The following is a 16,952-nucleotide window of genomic DNA, read 5'->3' as shown; positions in this document are numbered from 1 at the left end:
CGAGGTGAAAACGTCAAATGAACGGAAATACGCACATTCTGGTCGTGGAGGACGACAACGACATCAGCCGCCTGCTCTGCAGCATCGTCCGCCGCAGCGGATATACCGCACAGCCCGCCTTTTCCGGAACCGAAGCCCTCATTTATTTGAAGCAGCAGCCCTGGGACATGGTCCTTCTGGATTTGATGCTTCCCGGCTTATCAGGCGAGGAAGTGCTGAACGAAGTTCGGGAACACGGCGCCCCGCCGGTGATGATCGTTTCCGCAAAGGGCGACCAGTCCGGAAAGATCGCCGCCCTCCGCGGCGGTGCCGACGACTATATCACGAAGCCGTTCGACATCGAGGAAGTGTCTGCACGCATCGACTCGCATCTTAGACGGGTCCATCGTGCCGCGAACTCCGCCAAGCCGGTCATCTTTTCGCATAAAAATTTGGTGCTCGATCCGGAAGCCAAAACCGTACACGCCGACGGCGAGCCGATTTCCCTGACCGCCCGCGAATTCGATATCCTTCATTTGCTCATGGCATCGCCCAAAAAGGTATTTTCCAAATCCAATCTGTATGAGAGCATCTGGGGCGAGGAGTTTCTCGGAGATGACAATACCGTCAACGTACATATGAGCAATCTGCGCAGCAAACTGGCCAAAGCTTGCCCTGGCGAGGAATGGATCGAAACCGTCTGGGGCATCGGTTACCGGCTGAAGCCGTGAGGAGACGGTGGACATTAGGCCGCTGCCTTTTTGGGCTGTACAGCCGCATCTTCAACAGCATATCGTTATCCGCTGCAGTCTTGTACCGGCCGCAGTCGGCTCTTCAGACTTAAGCCTTTCTTAAGAATTGCCTTAAACTTCTCTTACGCTTTCCGGAATACACTGAGCCTATCACTAGAGGGAGGCTGATGAGAAAACCATGAGCGAATATGTTCTTCGCACTACAAATCTCACCAAAACGTTCAAAAACGGCATCGCTTTGGATAAGGTGAATCTCTCGATCAAACGGGGGGCCATTTACGGATTCATTGGGCAAAACGGAGCCGGCAAATCCACGCTCATCCGCATCGCCGCGGGGCTGGCCTTTCCGACGGAAGGCTCGGTGGAGCTGTTCGGATACAGCGGTCCTTCGGAAACAAACGAGGCGCGCAAACGCATCGGATCCATCATTGAAAGCCCGGCGCTGTTCCCGCAAATGACGGCGGAGGAGAACGTCGAAGCCAACCGGCTTCTGCGGGGCATTCCCGGAAAAGACTGCGTAAAGCGCACGCTTGAACTGGTGGGCCTGGAAGAGACCGGTCGGAAAAAGGCGAAAAACTTCTCGCTGGGCATGAAGCAGCGTCTGGGCCTGGCGATCGCCCTGCTGGGTGATCCCGAGTTTCTCATTCTGGACGAGCCTACCAATGGGCTTGACCCTATGGGCGTCGTCGAAATGCGCGAGCTGCTCAAGCGGCTGAACCAGGAACGGCGGATCACCATCCTGATTTCCAGCCATATTTTAAGCGAGCTGCATCTGCTGGCCACCCATTACGGCATCATTCACCGCGGCGTCCTGCTCGAGGAGCTGACGGCCAAAGAACTGCAGGAGAAATGCCGGCAGTTCATTCATATCAAAGTTAACGACCCCGCCGCGGCGGCATCGGTCCTGCAGAACCGTCTGGACACCACGGAATTCGAGGTTATGCCGGACGGGTCTATCCAGCTCTACGATCATTTGGAGCATCCCGGGCGCGTATCGACCACACTCGCCGCATCCGGCCTGGAGATCGAGCAGTTTATGCCGAAAGGCGAAGACCTGGAGACGTTTTTCACGAAACGGATCGGAGGTGTGCAGCCATGAGCAACGTCATCAAAGCGGAATGGTTCAAGCTGCGCAAGGACCTCTCGTTCCGGACCCTGCTCCTGTGCATTGCGGCGGCCGCCATCGTGTATCCCCTACTCGTCATCATGGACCATACCGCCGGCGAGCCGGAAGTCACGAGCCTGGAGTTTATGCAAAATGTGCTGGCCGGCAACGCTTATGTGCTGAAATTTTCCGCTGCCCTGCTGGCCGGTTTCTTTATTTCCAGCGAATATTCGACCGGCGTCATGAAATGCATCGCCTCTTCCGGCAACAGCCGGATCCGGCTGTTCGCCGCAAAGCTGCTGGTCTTCACCGTTGGTACGACCGTGCTTGCGCTCGCCCTGCCTGTGGTAGCGACAGCCGTGATGATGATCGCAAACGGAGACGCGGGATCGTTATCGCTGCCTTTTGTACTGCTCGCCCTGGGATTTACCGTCCTTTATGCGGCCGGATTTGCCGGCATTGCCGCCTTGTTCTCCACTCTGCTGACCGACAGCGGCAAATCGATCGGCTTCCTGTTTATCCTGTTCTTGCTGGCTGATTCCCTGTTCGCCGGAGCCGGCAGATACATTCCCTTCATCGGCACGCTGTACGACTACTCCGTATTCAAGCTGGTCAACAACGTGCCGATCCTGGAACGAAGCAGCGGGCAGCTTACCGCCATGACCATTGTTCCGGTCGTCTGGTTCCTGATGTTTGGAGCTTTGGGCATTCTGGCCTTCCGGAAGAAGGAGATTAAGTAAGAAGCCATCCCATACAAACAATGAGCTGCAAGGTAGTGAATCTATTTTCGTGGGAAACCATCTAACCAAAGGAGGCGGACAAACGATGCTCTACATCACCATTGTCGCTGTCGCCGTAATTGCTCTGCTCGTCGTCCGCCTCCTGCGGATGCGCAGGGAACTTCGGCGGGTAACCGCCCAGCTGAAGAGCTACAACGAAGGCAGATCGCGCAAAAAAACCGATTTGTCCTATTACGAAAAAGATCTTGAATCGCTTGCGGCTGAAATCAACCGTCTGATAGACCGGGTGACCGAGAGCGGCGCCCTGCAGCGCCGAACGGAAAACGAGCTGAAGCAGGCGATCGCCAACATGTCCCATGATATCCGTACGCCGCTGACGTCGATCTTCGGCTATATTCAGCTGCTTGAGGCCGAGGACCTCAGTCCCGAAGAAAAGCATGCATACTTAAGTGTGATCAAACACCGTTCGCAGCGTCTGCAGGCGCTGCTGAACGATTTTTTCGAGCTGTCCGTGATCGAGTCCACCGATTACGAGCTGAAGCCGGCGCGCATCCGTTTCATCCCGGTGCTGCAGGACGTGATCATGAGCCTGTACGACCAGTTTACCGACTGCAGTATCACCCCATTACTGGAGTTTCCTGAAGAGGAGATCATCGGGTTTGCGGATGAGTCGGCCGTCAAACGGGTCATCGAAAACCTGCTGCTCAATACGATCAAGCACACGCGCGGCGAAGTCGGCATCGGGCTGAAGCGGCAAAATAACGAGGCGGTGCTGGCCATCCGCAATGATGCCCCGCATCTCGCCGGCACCGATCCCTCCCTGCTGTTTGACCGGTTCTATACAGCCGACCAAACGCGCTCCGGTAAAGGGACCGGCCTCGGCCTGTCTATCGCCCGCAGCCTGATGGAGAAGATGGGCGGCCGGCTTTCCGCCGAGCTGAGCGGGGACGTGCTGACGATGACATGCCGCTGGGAGCTTACCACCGGCGGGATTTCGCAGGGAACGTCAGTCACCTGAGAGAAGATGTTATAATGGAAAATTCACATGTTGTAATTGAAAATCCATATGAAAAAGAACCCCTTGGAATGGCATTCACAGGCGGGCCTCAGCCCTCCTGCCTCCAAGGGGTTCTTTGGTTTGAGTAAATTTGGCGTGGATCCTCACCAGAGGATGGCGCCCGTGTCGATGCTGGCCCGCCCCGGCGCGAATTCTGCTCGCATGAGCGGACCGCGGGCAGACTGTCGAAGCAGGCCACCCTAGCGTAAATTCTGGTTGCAGATGAACAGCTGTCGTGCCTGCTGTCCGATTGTCAGGGCGAGTTCGCTTTTAAGCGTACAGCAGACAATCATGGCTGCGGTCCGGTTGTTAGGGCGAGTTCTGCTGTAAGCTTTCGACAGACAGTCATGGATGCTGCGAGCTCTAGCGCGGATTCCGCTTACGCGCGGCCAGCAGGCGGTCCATCGCTGCGGACCGCTCTTCCTCCGGCTGCGGCGGGCTTTGCGCCGCAGCTTCCTTGCCCGGCCCGGCCACCGGCTGCCGGGCTGTTGGCGTCCCGCGCGGCGGCGAAGGCGAAGCCGCCGGGCGGGACGCCCCCGAAGCCGGACGCTCCGCTCCGGCTTCCTGCGGGCTGCGCCCGCTGGCGCCGGCCGCGCCGCGCTCAGCGCGCGCCTGCGGCGCCGGTGCCGGCGGCCCGGCAGAGCGGCCGCCGTAGAAGGCGGCGGTGCGCTGCTTGCGCGCCGCCAGCCTGCCCAGGCCGGCGTCCGGGGCCTCCGCCCCGCCGGCCGGTGCTTGCCGCCGCCGCAGGATGGCGGCGGCCCGCGCAGCGATGGCGCCCCATGGGAGCGCCAGGCGGCGGACGGCAATGTCCGCCACCCACAGCACCAGGGCCGCGGCCAGCAGCGCATAGCTCCAATCATGGAGCTGGCGGCTCGGCTTGGCTTTGGCGGCAAATACCTGCTCCGGATGGTCCATCGACAGCATCCGGCCGCCGGTCAGCTCAGCCAATCGCTGAAGCCCCTGATCCGCATTCCCGTCCGCAATCCGGTATTCCGGGGAGTAAGGGACGACCAGCCCGGTGCCGGGCGCAGCCGGCTTGCCGCTGCCATCGAGCAGCGTCATCAGATACGAACCGGACTGGTCCACCGGCAGCTCTCCGGTATAGCTTCCCGGCGCCTCCTGAACGAGATCCACCTTATGTTCCTGCAAATCATCCCCGGTAATGACCGCCTGCAGTTGATCCGTGCCCGCCGTATCCGATTTGACTTCAAAGCGGACCCGGTTCCCCTCGATCTGCGTACTTACCTCATACGGGGAAGCCGTAAACTGCGGGAAGGTCCACTTTACCATCTGGGTCACGACATTGGAGAAGGCGGGCCAAGCTACCCAGTCCTTCGACCATTTGCCCATCAGGTCGCTCGTCCAGGCGACGGTTCGGCCGGATCCGTACTGCCACCTCGCCAGCAGCGGGTCGGGCTCCGGACTGGTCAGCACCGTCTGCGCCCCCTGCTTCGGCGTGGTGGCGACATAGCCGTAAACTTGCGGCACGCCATTTTCGAACAAAGACGTCCAGTCCCCGCCGTTTTGCAGTGCCGGCACAAACGGCTTGTCCACGATGTAGGACTTGGACATCATCGCGGCTTCGCGGCTGAAAATGGACGGTATCGACGAAGCGTCATCCACAAAGTAGTATCGGCCCTTGGCCTCATCCGCCAGCGACTGCAGCAGATTGACGTCTGCGTCCATTCCGACCGCAACCGTGGACATCGTGATTTTGCCGCCCTTCATTTGCTCGATCAAATCGCTGTATCCGCCGTTTCCGGCCGACTGTCCGTCGGTCATCAGAATGATATGCTTCCGCTGGGCCTTGACCTTCAGCATTTCTTCCACAGCAGACGCTGCAGCCGGGTAAATATCGGTCCCGCCCTCGCTTTGGATGGATTGGATCTGTGAGATGACATCCTCCTTGCCGTTCGCCAGGGGCTGAGGGGCCACCACCCACCACGGCTGGGAATCAAAGGCGAGCACGCCGACCGTATCCTTGGATCTCAGCATCTCCACCGTACGGATCGCTGCTTCCTTGGCGAGCTCCATTTTGTCCCCGCTCATGCTGCCCGAACGGTCAATGACCAGGATCAGACCGAGGGACGGGATCTCCCGCTTGCCCTCCAGCTCCATGGAGACGGGGAGCAGCTTTTCGATCGGCGTCTTGAAATAGCCGCCCATGCCGTAACTGTCCTCGCCACCGGCCATCATAAAGCCGACCCCGTAGGTGCGGACCGCCTGTTCGATCATGGCCATCCGCCGCTCGCCAACCTGGTCACCGGAAACGTTGTTAAAAATGATGGAGTCATACGCTGCATATTTCGCCGGCTCCAGCGGCAGAACACTCGGATCGATCCGCTCATACTGAACCAGGCCCGATGAGAGGGCAGACGCAAGATTGGCCGCGTTTCCCTTCTCGCCTTCCACGATCAGCACCTTGGGCGGACCTTCCACCCGGGTAAAGGCATATCCCGCATTGTTGGCCGACTGGCGGTCGCCGTCCATAAAAATTTCGGCACGGTAGCGGTGAAGCCCCGTTTTTTTCGCCAGCCCCTTCACGGCGTATCGGTTGTCTCCCGGGGTCACGTCCACCGACTCGCGTCCGATCTCGGCGTTGTCTTCATACAGCCGGAGCTCACCCTTGCCTTTATAAGTGCTCCGCACCAGCACTTCAATATAATAGGACTCTGCTTGGTAGAGCTTCTCCGGGACTTTGACTTCCTCCACGGAGACGTCCTGCTGTTCGGACGAAGGCATCTCCAGCACGTCAACCGGGATGCCCTGGTCCTTCAACAGCCGTCCAGCCGACAGCATGCTGCCGACATTCTCCTCCCCGTCAGTGATCAGGACGATCCGGGAATCCGAGCGGCTGTCCAGCATGCTCCCGGAGAGTGTCATGCCGGCTTCCAGATTCGTGTATTCCCGCTTCAGGTCCGCATTCAGCCGAAGGGAGTCCGGGAGCTCACGGGTCTCTTTTTGCTCAACAGCCGCGTCCAGACCTGTTGATACCACCGCGATGGTGTCCTTCGCTTCCTTGCCTTTGGCCGATTGTCCAATAAACGCTTCGGCGCTTTCCGTGTCCGTCATGCTCATCGAGCGGTCGACGACATATACGACCTTCTTTTGGTGCAATACAGTATAAGATTGCAATCCGGACAGCATCAGCACGAGCAGCAGCAGGATCACGGAACGGATGGCGATCGCCCAGGTCTTGCGGCGGCCGGCCAGGCGAAAGTCCGATTTGTACGCATACACCATCAGAAGCGCCAGCGGAAGGAGCAAGAGCAGCAGCCAAGGGTGATTAAATTGAACGCCCACGCTGGTACACCCCCCATTCGGTCACGATCATCAGCAGTACGACGGCGGCGGCCAGCCACATGAGCGAGTAGCGGCTTTGACCGATTTTCCCATCTGTTCCCGGATTCCCTGCCTGTTCTCCGGCACCTGCCTCAGCCCTGCCTGTATCGTCTTGCCCCGATTTCAAAACAACCGGCTTAGAGGAGACAAAGGTCCCCTCAAAAGGATCGGCAGCCGTCTCCACCAGATAGCTGATGGTGTCCCCCTGACTGTTTCGCTCTTCAAAAGCATACAATCCGGGTACTAGCGGCGCCGTCTGCAGGGAGGATATCGCCCGCTCCCGTTTTTGCACCTCCGGAACCGGCGCTCCCGCACCAGGCACCCCGGTATGCTGCACCTTCCATTCCGCTTGCTCCGCATCCGCTGCGATCGGCACCTCCATGCCCGATCCGGCTGTTACCCTGCCGAGACCCGTGCCTTCGCCTTCGTTCAGCCAAGAAACCGCGTTATGGACGAGAATCGGAAACTCCGCCGACAGCGGAAGATCCGTGTCCTGCAGCCGGAACAGAAACGACAGCCGCGGATGTCCCGCTTCCTTGCCCGCATATACCGCCGGCGTACCGCCGATCGTCACCAGCGGCTCGGCCCAGGCCGGCAGCGGTTCCTTGTGCAGCTCGCCCACGTAGAGGCCTTTCAGCGTAATGTACCGGTTCACCGGATGATCGGATACTTTAGGCTCCTGACCGTTCACCTTGACTTCCGAACCGCTGCCACCGATCGACCACAGCGGGGTCTCTTCAAGCAGCTGCCTCCAGGAACCTTCCTTCGTAAATTCAGGCGCCTGCCCGTCCACAACGATCAAATCCGGCGGATCCTTGGGAACCTGTGGAACAGACGCAGCGTTCCCTGAATCCGCCGTTTTCGCGGAATTGCTGGGCTCTTCCGTTGTCATCCGGGTCACCTGCGCTCCGGTCAGCTGCAGCGCCTTTTCCAGAAACAGATTGCCCGGCGTCAGCAGCAGAATGCTCGGCTCCCGGCTGCTTTTCCCAAAAGCGTAAGCTGTATTGTCCGCGGCATATCCGTCATCGCCATCCAGCTCAATCCGGTACACGTCAGCCGGCGGCAGAGACTGCAGAACCAGCGTGGCGCTGTGCCGGGTAAGATCGGCCGATTCGGTACGCAGCAGCTTGTTGTCCCCATAAATGCGTACATCGACCGGCGCATCCCATGTCCCGCTTGAGCCGAGCACGGCCACCGCATCATTACCTTCCTTGTCCTGCTGAATGCCAAACTGCTGGATGCCGGCATTTTTCACCGGACCGTTTCCAACCAGGACCGCATGTGCAGGAACTTCAAACGTCACCTGGTCGCTGGCGCCCTTCCATTCGCCGTCCGTAAAAAGAACAACCTCGGCGTTCTGCTCCTCCCGCGTAAGCGCAGAGGCCAGCGACAGTGTCTCATTATACGCCGCCTGACCGTAGTAAGGCGTGAGACCGTCGATCGCATCCTGAATGCGCTTCGCATCCTTTTCCCGGGAAATGATCACGTCGGGCTCGGATTTCATGCTGAGCAGGGTAACCTCGCTGCCGCGGGCATGCTTCTTCACGTACTGCTTCATCTCGGATTTCATTCGTTCGATCCGCGTCTCCTGCGGGTCCTGGGAAGACTGTTCTGCATTGCCGGCTGGCGGCGCCGCTATTGCACCCATGCTACCGGATGTATCGGCAACGAAGACGATATGCCCCCCGCTATTTCCGGATACCCACAGATAAGGCTGCAGCAGGGCAAAAACGAGCAGCGCGGCGGCAAGCAGCTGCAGCCACAGCAGCAGACGATTTTGCAGCTTCTGCCACGGGCGGTTGGCTTCGATATTTTTCAGCACCCGGTCCCACAGCAGGTGGCTGGGCACGGTGGTGTCTATAAACTTGCGTTTGAGCAAATACATCAGCAGAATCGCCGGTATGCTGAGCGCAAACCACAGCCCTGCCCATGAACCGATTCCCACAATGCTTCCCCCTTTCTCTGTAAGCCAAGCTCGTCACGCGATGACGAGACCTGCCTCCGCCATTACGCCAAACACCGCCTTTTGCAGGCTCATATCTGTCGAAACCCGGATGAAGGTCATGCCGCGATCTGCAGCCAGCTTCATCAGGTATTCCTGATACCGTTCAAGCTCGTCCTGGTAGGCCCGTAACACTTTGCCGGTGAAGGCGATATCCTTCCCGGTGCCCAGCTCGCTGTCGATCAGCCTTAGGTCGCCGCTGTAGGCCGGGTCGATTTCCTCCGGGGCCAGCACCTGAACGAGTACGACCTCCTGCCCCGCCCCTCTTAAGCGGCTCAGCATCAGCCCGAGATCCTCCTCCCGTTCATCCAGCCAAAAGTCCGAGAAGATCCAGGTCATCCCCGGCAGTCTGGGCATCGCTCCTGGTGCGCCGAAGGCGGCCGCCAGGCTTCCTTCTTCTCCGGGGGCCGCGTCCTGAAAAAACCGAAACAGCCGATGGGCCGCCCCGCGCCCGCGGAGCACGGGCAGGCGGGCTCCGATCTGGCTGCTGAAGCAGCAGGCCTGCAGCCGTTCGTAAGAGCACAGCGCAACATATCCGATGCTGGCGGCCAGCTGCTTCGCATACCGCAGCTTGGAGGGAATCGCTTCATTCCCATTCCCCTCCCGTCCCCGGGCCCCGCCTGCAAAATCCATCGATGCCGAGCAGTCCACGTACAGACTGACCATCAGCTCCTGCTCGTCCATAAACTGCCGGACGAACGGCTTGCCTGTCCGCGCATACACGCCCCAGTCGAACCGGCGGATGTCATCCCCGGGAGCGTAAGGCCGGTAATCGGCGAATTCGAGCGAAGAGCCGAGCCGGCTGGAGCGCCGCTTGCCCTGCAGGGTACCGGCCACACGCTTCGCAGAGCCAAGGCTCATCCGCTCCAGCCGGACCATCCAGTCCGGGGGCAGCAGGTATTCCGCGCTCATCCCTGCGCCTCCGCCCGCTCGAGCATCTCGCGGATCACCTGGTCCGTCGTAATGCCCATGGCCTGGCCTTCAAAGTTCAAAAATATCCGGTGCCGCAGTGCCGGCACCGCGACGGCATGGATATCGCCGGTGGACAGGTGCATCCTGCCTTGGCAGACCGCCCGGACCTTCCCCGCCGAAATGATCGACTGGATGCCGCGCGGCCCCGAACCGAAGCGCACGTACTTCTTGATGCCCTCCGGCGCCGTCGCTTCTTCCGGATGGGTCATCATCAGCAGCCTGGCCGCATAATCCAGCACTTCATCGGCGACCAGCACTTCCCTTGCTCCCTGCTGGATTTCCAGCAGCTCAGCGGCACCGGCCTGCTTCCGCACCTCCGGCTGGCGGTTCGTCGTTGTCCGCCGGACGATTTCCTTCAGCTCCTCGCTTCCCGGATACGGCACGAGAATTTTGAGCAGGAACCGGTCCAGCTGGGCTTCCGGCAGCGGATAGGTCCCTTCGTTTTCAAGCGGGTTTTGCGTCGCCAGGACGAAGAACGGTTTCGGCAGAACGTGCGTCTCGCTGCCAACCGTCACCGTTTTCTCCTGCATCGCCTCCAGCAAAGCGCTCTGCGTTTTCGGGGTCGCCCGGTTGATCTCGTCCGCCAGCACGATGCTGCTGAAGAGCGGCCCGCGCTGAAAGGACATCGAAGTCTCCCCCTGACGGCCGAAAGAGATGACCTGCGTGCCTGTAATGTCGCTTGGCATCAAATCCGGCGTAAACTGGATTCGCGAGAACGACAAGTCGAGCGTATCGGCAATCGTGCGGACCAGCATCGTCTTGCCCAGACCGGGAATGCCCTCCAGAAGGGCGTGGCCTCCTGCGAAGATGCACCATAGCATCTGCTCGACGACCTCCTGCTGGCCCACGATCACCTCGGCGATCTGCCCCCGTACCCGGGATATCGTCTCCTTCCAAGCTTCCGGTTGAATTTGCGTATCCAGCATTAACCTTCCTCCTCAATTGTGGATCAGGGATTCGGATTGATTCCCGTAAAATATTCCTCGACCAGACCCTGCATCTGCTGCGGCAGATCGCTGCGCCCCAGCGACTTTTTGGCCTCGGCCTCATATTCTTTGTACACTTCCTCGTAAGGTCGGCTCGCTCCCTCGACTCCCGGGGCGACGCCGCCTTTCTGGACCGTTCCGCCTCCGCCTTGGATCGGACCGGTGTCCGCCTGCACGTTCCCTTTGCCGGCAAACTCGCGCGGCGTCGTCACGAGCTCGCGTCCGCCTTGGCCAAGACCTGCACCGGAACCGCCCGGTCCCTGGCCGGCCCCGCTGCGTCCGGAGCCGCCCTGTCCGGCACCGGAACCGGATCCGCTTCCGGATCCACTGCCGGATCCCTGGCCGGGACTATTACCTTGGCCCGCCCCGTCAATCGGCTCCGATGGATCGCCTCCGCCGGTGTCCGAAGGCTCGCCCATCCCGGCCGAATCCGCCAGGGCCAGCTGTTCCGCCGCGCCGCCGGTGGCCCAGGCATCCGATACGGGCATGCCGGCCGCCGTCATCTGCGAAGCCAGGCCGAGCCCCTGCGATGCCAGGCTTGCGGCCAATGCCGAAGCGGCGTCGGATTGGCTGGAAGACGCCTGGCTCGCGGCAATCGCTTTGGCCAGCTCATCCTCCAGCCCCTTCAGGGCTTCGTCCAGCTTGGAAGGGTCCGTGCCGGCCAGTGCCTGCTCCGCCTTGCTCATCGCTTCTTGAAGGGCCTTGGTGTCCTGTTTCTTCCCGGCCTCTTCGGCCATCTTCTTCAGAGCCTCCCGCAGCTGCTCTTTCTCTTCCGGCGACAGCTTCCGGATCTGCTGCTTCAGCTGGTCCAGCGCTTTTTTCATCGCAGCCTGATCCTTCTGCTCCAGGCTCTTCCCGATGGAAGACAGCTGGGGCGTCTGCTGCATCTTCCGGCCCAGCTCCGACAGGTTCCGCGCCTTCTCTTCCTGCTGTTTGGCCGTCTGCTCCATCGCCTTCATCGTTTTCTCCAGCTGCTCCAAGGCACGGTCCGGATCTTTGGTCCCGTCCAGTTCCTTTTGCAGCGTCTTGAGGTGGTCGTCCAGCGGTTTTTTCGCCGTCAGATCCAGCTTCTTCGTTTCGAGCTCTTTCACCAGATCCTCCGTTTTCTTTCGCTGCTCCTGAACCCACTGCTTCTGCTCCGCCGCCTGGGCAAGTTTGTCATCCATCGGGCTTGGCAGCAGCGCCAGAGCAATGCATACGGCAAGCCCCCCGCCGCAGCCAGCCCACCACTTCGTCAGCTTCGGCCTTCTCAGCCTTGTCTTCATCTGTGCCGCAAACAGGCGTCCGTATTCGGACGCCTGGGTCCGCTGCCATCGCGCCGCCGCCGAATCGTTCCCGGCAAAAGACAATGCGGTCACCATCATGTCGCTTCGCTCCGCACTGCCGCTGGCGAGATCCATCGCTTCAGCCGCTTCCTTCACACGGATGCGGTGCAGCAGCCCGGCGGCCAGACCGGCGGCCGCTCCTGCTACCGCAAGCCCGGCAGCCGCCAGCTGGTAGAAAGGAATCGGCCACAGCCTGGCGGCGAGCAAGAAAAGCAGCGCCGCCGTCAAACCGCAGGACAACCCATATGCCAAATACCTCAGCATTCTGAAGACCTGCAGACGGGCGCGGGCCCGGTGAATCGCCTGCATGATAGGGTCCATGGTTTCTACCTCCTTTTTAAATGAATAAATATTCGGTAGCTGTCCTTCTCATCCCGTCCTGCTTCCTTATGATCCCGTCCAGCACTTACTTCACAGGTTCCATCGTTGCTCCGCCATCTGTGCCGTCTGTCTCTGCCTGCTTCCTTCTACGGCGAACGGGGCGAATCCGGCGGATGCTAAACCAGAGCGACACAATGATGACTACGCTGTACACCACCACAAATTCCTGCCACAGCTGAATCGGCGCATCCGCGTTGAGCGTCGTTCCCCGGACGAGGAAAGCCTGTTTGGAAAAGCTCGGTTCGAATAAGCTGATCAGCGCCGCCGCCGGATTCAGGCCAAGGATATAACCAACCCAGGAGTAATCCGGCTGCAGCACTGATTGTGCATTTTGTCTCTGAACCAAGCTCAGGGCGAACAGATACAGCAGTCCCGTCAGCAAAAAGATGCACAATCCCACGCCATAGGTCACGATCACGGAGATCATCGTCCGCTTCAGCAGCGTGGAGAAAAGAACCCCCAGCGATCCCAGCATCAGCATAATGAACAGATAGAACAGGAACAGTGAGACCAGCTGATTCAGGGAGATGCCGCCATACATAAATACAATGCTGTATACCGGCAGCGTCGCTACCACGATCAAGGCCATAAAGCTGAGCGAGGATACCAGCTTGCTCAAAATGATCGTCGACGAGCTCTGTTGGGTGGTTAGCAGCATGCTGAGCGTCTGCTTTTCCCGTTCGCTGCTAATGACGCCCGCCGTCAGCGCCGGTGCCATGAATGCGATCAGCACCAGCTGGGCAAAGCTCAGCACATAGAACATGATCTGGCCCATGCCCGAGTTGAATCGGGTCTGCCCGCCGCCGTTCCCGAGGTACATGCTGACATAGATAAAGCCCAGGGCGATCAGCCCGAGAACCAAAATATACACCATCAGGGAAATCGCCGACCGGGGGGTCCGCATCCGCAGCCGGAATTCCTTATCCAGCACGGGATTGATCCATTTGCGCGTCCAATTCATGTCGCGGGCCCTCCTTTCGTAATTTCGAGGAATACGTCTTCCAGGTTGGTCTGCGCCTCGTGAAACGAAAGTACGGGGTAACCCCATGAGACGATTCTCTGAAGCAGGGCTCCCTGATCCTCATCCCCGCCGCCGAAATGGACATGGATGCCGGTGTTGTCGGCAAGCACGCCGCTGACGTAAGGTTCGTCCCGCAGCCGTGCCGCAAGCTCTTCTTCCCTATCCAGCGAACGGATGTGAAGCACTTTTTTGACGCGAAGACGATTCTGGATATCGGCCACCCGGCCTTGGGCGACCATTTGCCCGTGCTCAATGACGCCGATTTCATCGACCATTTCCGCCAGCTCGGGCAGGATGTGCGAGGAGATGATGATCGTTTTGCCCATCAGCTTCAGTTCCTTCAGAATTTCGCGCATTTCGATGCGCGCCCGCGGGTCAAGCCCGGATGCCGGTTCGTCGAGAATGAGCACCTTAGGGTCATGCACCAGGCATCTGGCCAGGCACAGCCGCTGCTTCATCCCCCGGGACAGGCTGTCGACGTAGGTGTCCGCTTTGTCGCTCAGGTTGACGAGCTCCAGCAGCTGGGGAATCAATTTGTCCCGCTCCCCGCGCGGGATGTTGTAGCTGGCTCCGTAAAAATGCAGGTACTCCGTCGTTTTCAGCTGGTCATAGACCCCGAAGAAATCCGGCATGTAGCCGATTCTTTTGCGGACCTCCTTGGGGTTTTCGGTCACTTCAAAGCCGTCTACCCGCGCGGTGCCCGAAGTGGGCAGCATAAGCGTGGCCAGGATCGACATCGTCGTCGATTTGCCGGCCCCGTTCGGACCGACGAATCCAAAAACGGTTCCCTGCGGAATGTACATATTAATATCTTTTAACGCTTGAAAGCTCCCATAAGTTTTCGTTAAATGTTCGATTTCGATCATGGCTTCTCCGCCCCCTTCAGGCTGATCTCCGGAAGTTTCAACTGGACGTGCTCCTGGGCTGTCAGCATCAGGCGAATCCGGCCGCCCGCCAAGTATTGTTGGACGTTCTTCTCAGCCTTCCACTGCTTGGTGGCATCCCAGGTTACCGGGTCCCAAGTCTGTTTGTCATTGTTGAAAATCTGGTATTCCGTTTTCTTCCCGGGGTTGTTCGCACGGAGAGTCAGCACGGCAGAGGCACCCTGCTTCAGCGCAGGCACCGTGTACTCGAAGGTGATGCTGCCTTGGTCCATTTCGGTGGTTCCGCTCGGATCTTCATACCATCCCGGTGACGATATCTGCGTAACCTTCGGCTGAATAAACCCGAAAGGAATGTTGAGCTTTCCGTTCTGCGCCCAGTCGATGGAAATGGGCTGTGCCCACAGGTTCAGCTGATTGCCTTCCAGCTTCTTGCCCTCCATGTTGTAGCTGACCAGCGGATCCTTGCTCCAGGCCATCACGTAGGAGCCTGACTGATACCATGCCGTGTTCGGAACCGTGGTCATCAGAATTTCGCGTTCCCGTGTAAATTCGTCCGCCTGGCCTCCGGTAAGATTGCCAAAGATTTGGTTGGCCATATTGTACGGATTAACGGCGGTCGGTTTACTGGCACCCGATAGGGGCTTGGTTTCCCCTTTGCCGAAGTCGCCGAGCTCAAACAGGCTTCCGCCTAGCGCCAGCACCGCATGATTCAGATTATAGGAAGTGTTGTTCGTCACCTGCCCTCCGATGTTCCCCTTGGCATCCAGCTGGATCTTCACATCAAACTGGCCGACCTTCCGGTTCTCCCGGCGATTGGACCATACCTTCGCGAGGGACCACTGCGGCATATCACTCAAGGTCAATCGGGTCGACTGATCACCGACCTCCACAAAGCTGTTCGAACGGTTCGAGCTGCTGAAAGCCCCGTTGGTCCGATCAACCGTCAGATAGGTATGTGCCGGAAAATCAATCGTGAACTCCCCGCTCCGGGGCGTAAAGAACGCCGAAGCGCTGACCTCCGAGGCATTGCCCTTGCCGTCCAGCTCCAGCATGTTGATGGTATGGGCGAGCTGTTTGGTTTTATCGGCCGCTCCGATCATGTAGACGGTGCCGCTGGCGATAACCGCGATGAGCGGAATGATCCACCAGGCCCACTCGCGCTTGTCGGCCTTTTTCAGAATCCAGTACAGCACCGGGGCCACAATCACGGCATAAACGATGAGCAGCCAGGCCATGACTGGAAAAGACGGCATTTTGAGCGAAGGAAAATAATCCAGTACGTTGATGAGATTGTACATCTGGTTCTGCATCATGTTGAATTTGTTGTTCGGCTGATTGGACAGCGCCAGGTGATCGCGCAGCAGATACGACCATACCGACGGATGACCGCTCCAGGAAGCCAGCGGTTCCATCGACAAATCGTAGGCTGCATACAGCACGGTGCCCTGCTCGACTTGGCGGGAGGCGATGAGCGGCTTGCCGCCGGCCTGATACCTAACCTCTCCTCCTTCCACCGGGGAAGTGTCGGAGAGCGTAAGCTCACCGCCCAGCTCCAGCGGCTTGCCGCCCAGCTTGGCGAGCTCCGGAAGGGATGATGCCGTGTAAGTGCCCGTATACTGAACCGGGGCAATCTGCTCGAAAGCGGCCGCCGACTTCGGATATGCCGCACCGCCGGCAAGGACCAGCTCGCCGCCGGAACGCACCCACTGCTCTACGGCTGCGGCCTGCCCTTTGGACAAGGTGTCCGAGGCAAAACGGTTCAGCACGATGACGTCAAGGCTGTCCAGCAGCATCGGATCCTCTGGCAAATCCGTGCCTTTCAGCGGCAGAACGTTCAGGTCATACCCGCTGCTCCGCAGCACGTTTAAAAAATTCATCGTGTCGGGGTCCTCCGACAGAACAGCCACATTGGAGGCCGTCACAGGCATGCCTTTCAGATAAGGCGTACCGGAGCTGAAGCTGACCCGCTTGCCCTTTTGGAATGAATTTTTATAAAAGCGGATTTCATTTGTATCCTTGGTGAAGTTGTCCCCCGGAACGCCCATGATGACGACCTTGGCCGTATCCTTCGGCAGTTCGACGTGCTGGACGTAAGTGGCGGGAGCCAGTCCGGTGTCAATCTGGATAACCAGATCTCCGGAAATATCCTGGCTGCTGGTGAGGGTGAATTTGACGGGATTCCAGCTGCCCATTTTCATTTTGCCGTTGTAGCCGATTTCGGTTTTCAGCGAAATGGAAGGGGCATCCTCCGCATTCGCGGTACCGCCCCATCCAGGCAGGAGCAGCAGCACCCATATGGTAAGCAGCACTGGAAGTACGATCCGCCTTATGTAACGTCGAAATGATTGCATGATTGTCTCCTCTCTTCTCTCAGGCTTCTTTGGTCATTCTACTATAGGGATGCGG

12 protein-coding genes are annotated in these 16,952 nt (G+C 59.1%); 4 read left to right on the top strand and 8 right to left on the bottom strand.

The features are described 5' to 3' along the window. The first annotated feature begins 17 nt into the window (after positions 1–17). From ABIE48_RS01820 to ABIE48_RS01805, 4 genes are all read left to right on the top strand, one after another. On the top strand, positions 18–710 hold the full coding sequence (locus tag ABIE48_RS01820) for a response regulator transcription factor (RefSeq protein ID WP_145025876.1): 693 nt from the start codon (positions 18–20) through the stop codon (positions 708–710). 199 nt (positions 711–909) lie between these two features. Continuing rightward, a complete protein-coding gene (locus ABIE48_RS01815) occupies positions 910–1,830 on the top strand; it encodes an ABC transporter ATP-binding protein (RefSeq protein WP_145025878.1) in 921 nt (306 codons plus the stop codon). Continuing rightward, positions 1,827–2,576, top strand: coding sequence for an ABC transporter permease (locus ABIE48_RS01810; RefSeq protein WP_192716303.1), 750 nt, complete (start codon positions 1,827–1,829; stop codon positions 2,574–2,576). The genes ABIE48_RS01815 and ABIE48_RS01810 overlap by 4 nt, the downstream gene beginning before the upstream one ends. Before the next feature lie 85 nt (positions 2,577–2,661). Continuing rightward, positions 2,662–3,594: a sensor histidine kinase gene (locus ABIE48_RS01805; protein ID WP_145026420.1), complete on the top strand. Its 933-nt coding sequence runs from the start codon at positions 2,662–2,664 to the stop codon at positions 3,592–3,594. Between the two features lie 402 nt (positions 3,595–3,996). Here ABIE48_RS01805 and ABIE48_RS01800 read toward each other — a convergent pair whose 3' ends face one another. The 8 genes from ABIE48_RS01800 to ABIE48_RS01765 form a co-directional block, all read right to left on the bottom strand. After that, positions 3,997–6,936, bottom strand: a complete 2,940-nt coding sequence (locus ABIE48_RS01800) for a VWA domain-containing protein (RefSeq protein WP_192716302.1) — start codon at positions 6,934–6,936, stop codon at positions 3,997–3,999. Next, a complete protein-coding gene (locus ABIE48_RS01795; protein ID WP_192716301.1) occupies positions 6,920–8,920 on the bottom strand; it encodes a vWA domain-containing protein in 2,001 nt (666 codons plus the stop codon). Before ABIE48_RS01795 ends, ABIE48_RS01800 begins: the two co-directional genes overlap by 17 nt. A gap of 33 nt (positions 8,921–8,953) precedes the next feature. After that, entirely contained in the window at positions 8,954–9,889 is a 936-nt protein-coding gene (locus ABIE48_RS01790; RefSeq protein WP_192716300.1) for a DUF58 domain-containing protein, read from the bottom strand. Beyond that, positions 9,886–10,875, bottom strand: coding sequence for an AAA family ATPase (locus tag ABIE48_RS01785; protein WP_145025892.1), 990 nt, complete (start codon positions 10,873–10,875; stop codon positions 9,886–9,888). The genes ABIE48_RS01790 and ABIE48_RS01785 overlap by 4 nt, the downstream gene beginning before the upstream one ends. A gap of 23 nt (positions 10,876–10,898) precedes the next feature. Continuing rightward, entirely contained in the window at positions 10,899–12,581 is a 1,683-nt protein-coding gene (locus ABIE48_RS01780) for a phage tail tape measure protein (protein WP_192716299.1), read from the bottom strand. An 85-nt stretch (positions 12,582–12,666) separates the two neighbouring features. After that, positions 12,667–13,602 carry an ABC transporter permease gene (locus ABIE48_RS01775; protein ID WP_192716298.1) on the bottom strand — a complete coding sequence of 312 codons (936 nt, stop codon included), beginning with the start codon at positions 13,600–13,602 and terminating at the stop codon, positions 12,667–12,669. Then, positions 13,599–14,528 (bottom strand): ABC transporter ATP-binding protein, encoded by a 930-nt coding sequence (locus ABIE48_RS01770; protein ID WP_145025901.1) that lies wholly within the window; start codon positions 14,526–14,528, stop codon positions 13,599–13,601. The genes ABIE48_RS01775 and ABIE48_RS01770 overlap by 4 nt, the downstream gene beginning before the upstream one ends. Continuing rightward, positions 14,525–16,897: a DUF7408 domain-containing protein gene (locus ABIE48_RS01765; RefSeq protein ID WP_192716297.1), complete on the bottom strand. Its 2,373-nt coding sequence runs from the start codon at positions 16,895–16,897 to the stop codon at positions 14,525–14,527. The genes ABIE48_RS01770 and ABIE48_RS01765 overlap by 4 nt, the downstream gene beginning before the upstream one ends. Positions 16,898–16,952: the final 55 nt, after the last annotated feature.

Origin of the sequence: Paenibacillus sp. OAE614, assembly GCF_040546645.1 — a bacterium.
Classification (GTDB): domain Bacteria; phylum Bacillota; class Bacilli; order Paenibacillales; family Paenibacillaceae; genus Paenibacillus_AQ; species Paenibacillus_AQ favisporus.
The sequence above is the reverse complement of the archived record's forward strand: the minus strand, read 5'-3'. Positions and strand labels throughout refer to the sequence as shown.

Excerpts from the sequence above, each read along its gene's own strand:
- ABIE48_RS01780 (WP_192716299.1), bottom strand. The coding sequence starts at position 12,581 with ATGGACCCTATCATGCAGGCGATTCACCGGGCCCGCGCCCGTCTGCAG.
- ABIE48_RS01785 (WP_145025892.1), bottom strand. The coding sequence starts at position 10,875 with ATGCTGGATACGCAAATTCAACCGGAAGCTTGGAAGGAGACGATATCC.
- ABIE48_RS01810 (WP_192716303.1), top strand. The coding sequence starts at position 1,827 with ATGAGCAACGTCATCAAAGCGGAATGGTTCAAGCTGCGCAAGGACCTC.
- ABIE48_RS01815 (WP_145025878.1), top strand. The coding sequence starts at position 910 with ATGAGCGAATATGTTCTTCGCACTACAAATCTCACCAAAACGTTCAAA.
- ABIE48_RS01790 (WP_192716300.1), bottom strand. The coding sequence starts at position 9,889 with ATGAGCGCGGAATACCTGCTGCCCCCGGACTGGATGGTCCGGCTGGAG.
- ABIE48_RS01820 (WP_145025876.1), top strand. The coding sequence starts at position 18 with ATGAACGGAAATACGCACATTCTGGTCGTGGAGGACGACAACGACATC.
- ABIE48_RS01770 (WP_145025901.1), bottom strand. The coding sequence starts at position 14,528 with ATGATCGAAATCGAACATTTAACGAAAACTTATGGGAGCTTTCAAGCG.
- ABIE48_RS01765 (WP_192716297.1), bottom strand. The coding sequence starts at position 16,897 with ATGCAATCATTTCGACGTTACATAAGGCGGATCGTACTTCCAGTGCTG.
- ABIE48_RS01775 (WP_192716298.1), bottom strand. The coding sequence starts at position 13,602 with ATGAATTGGACGCGCAAATGGATCAATCCCGTGCTGGATAAGGAATTC.
- ABIE48_RS01805 (WP_145026420.1), top strand. The coding sequence starts at position 2,662 with ATGCTCTACATCACCATTGTCGCTGTCGCCGTAATTGCTCTGCTCGTC.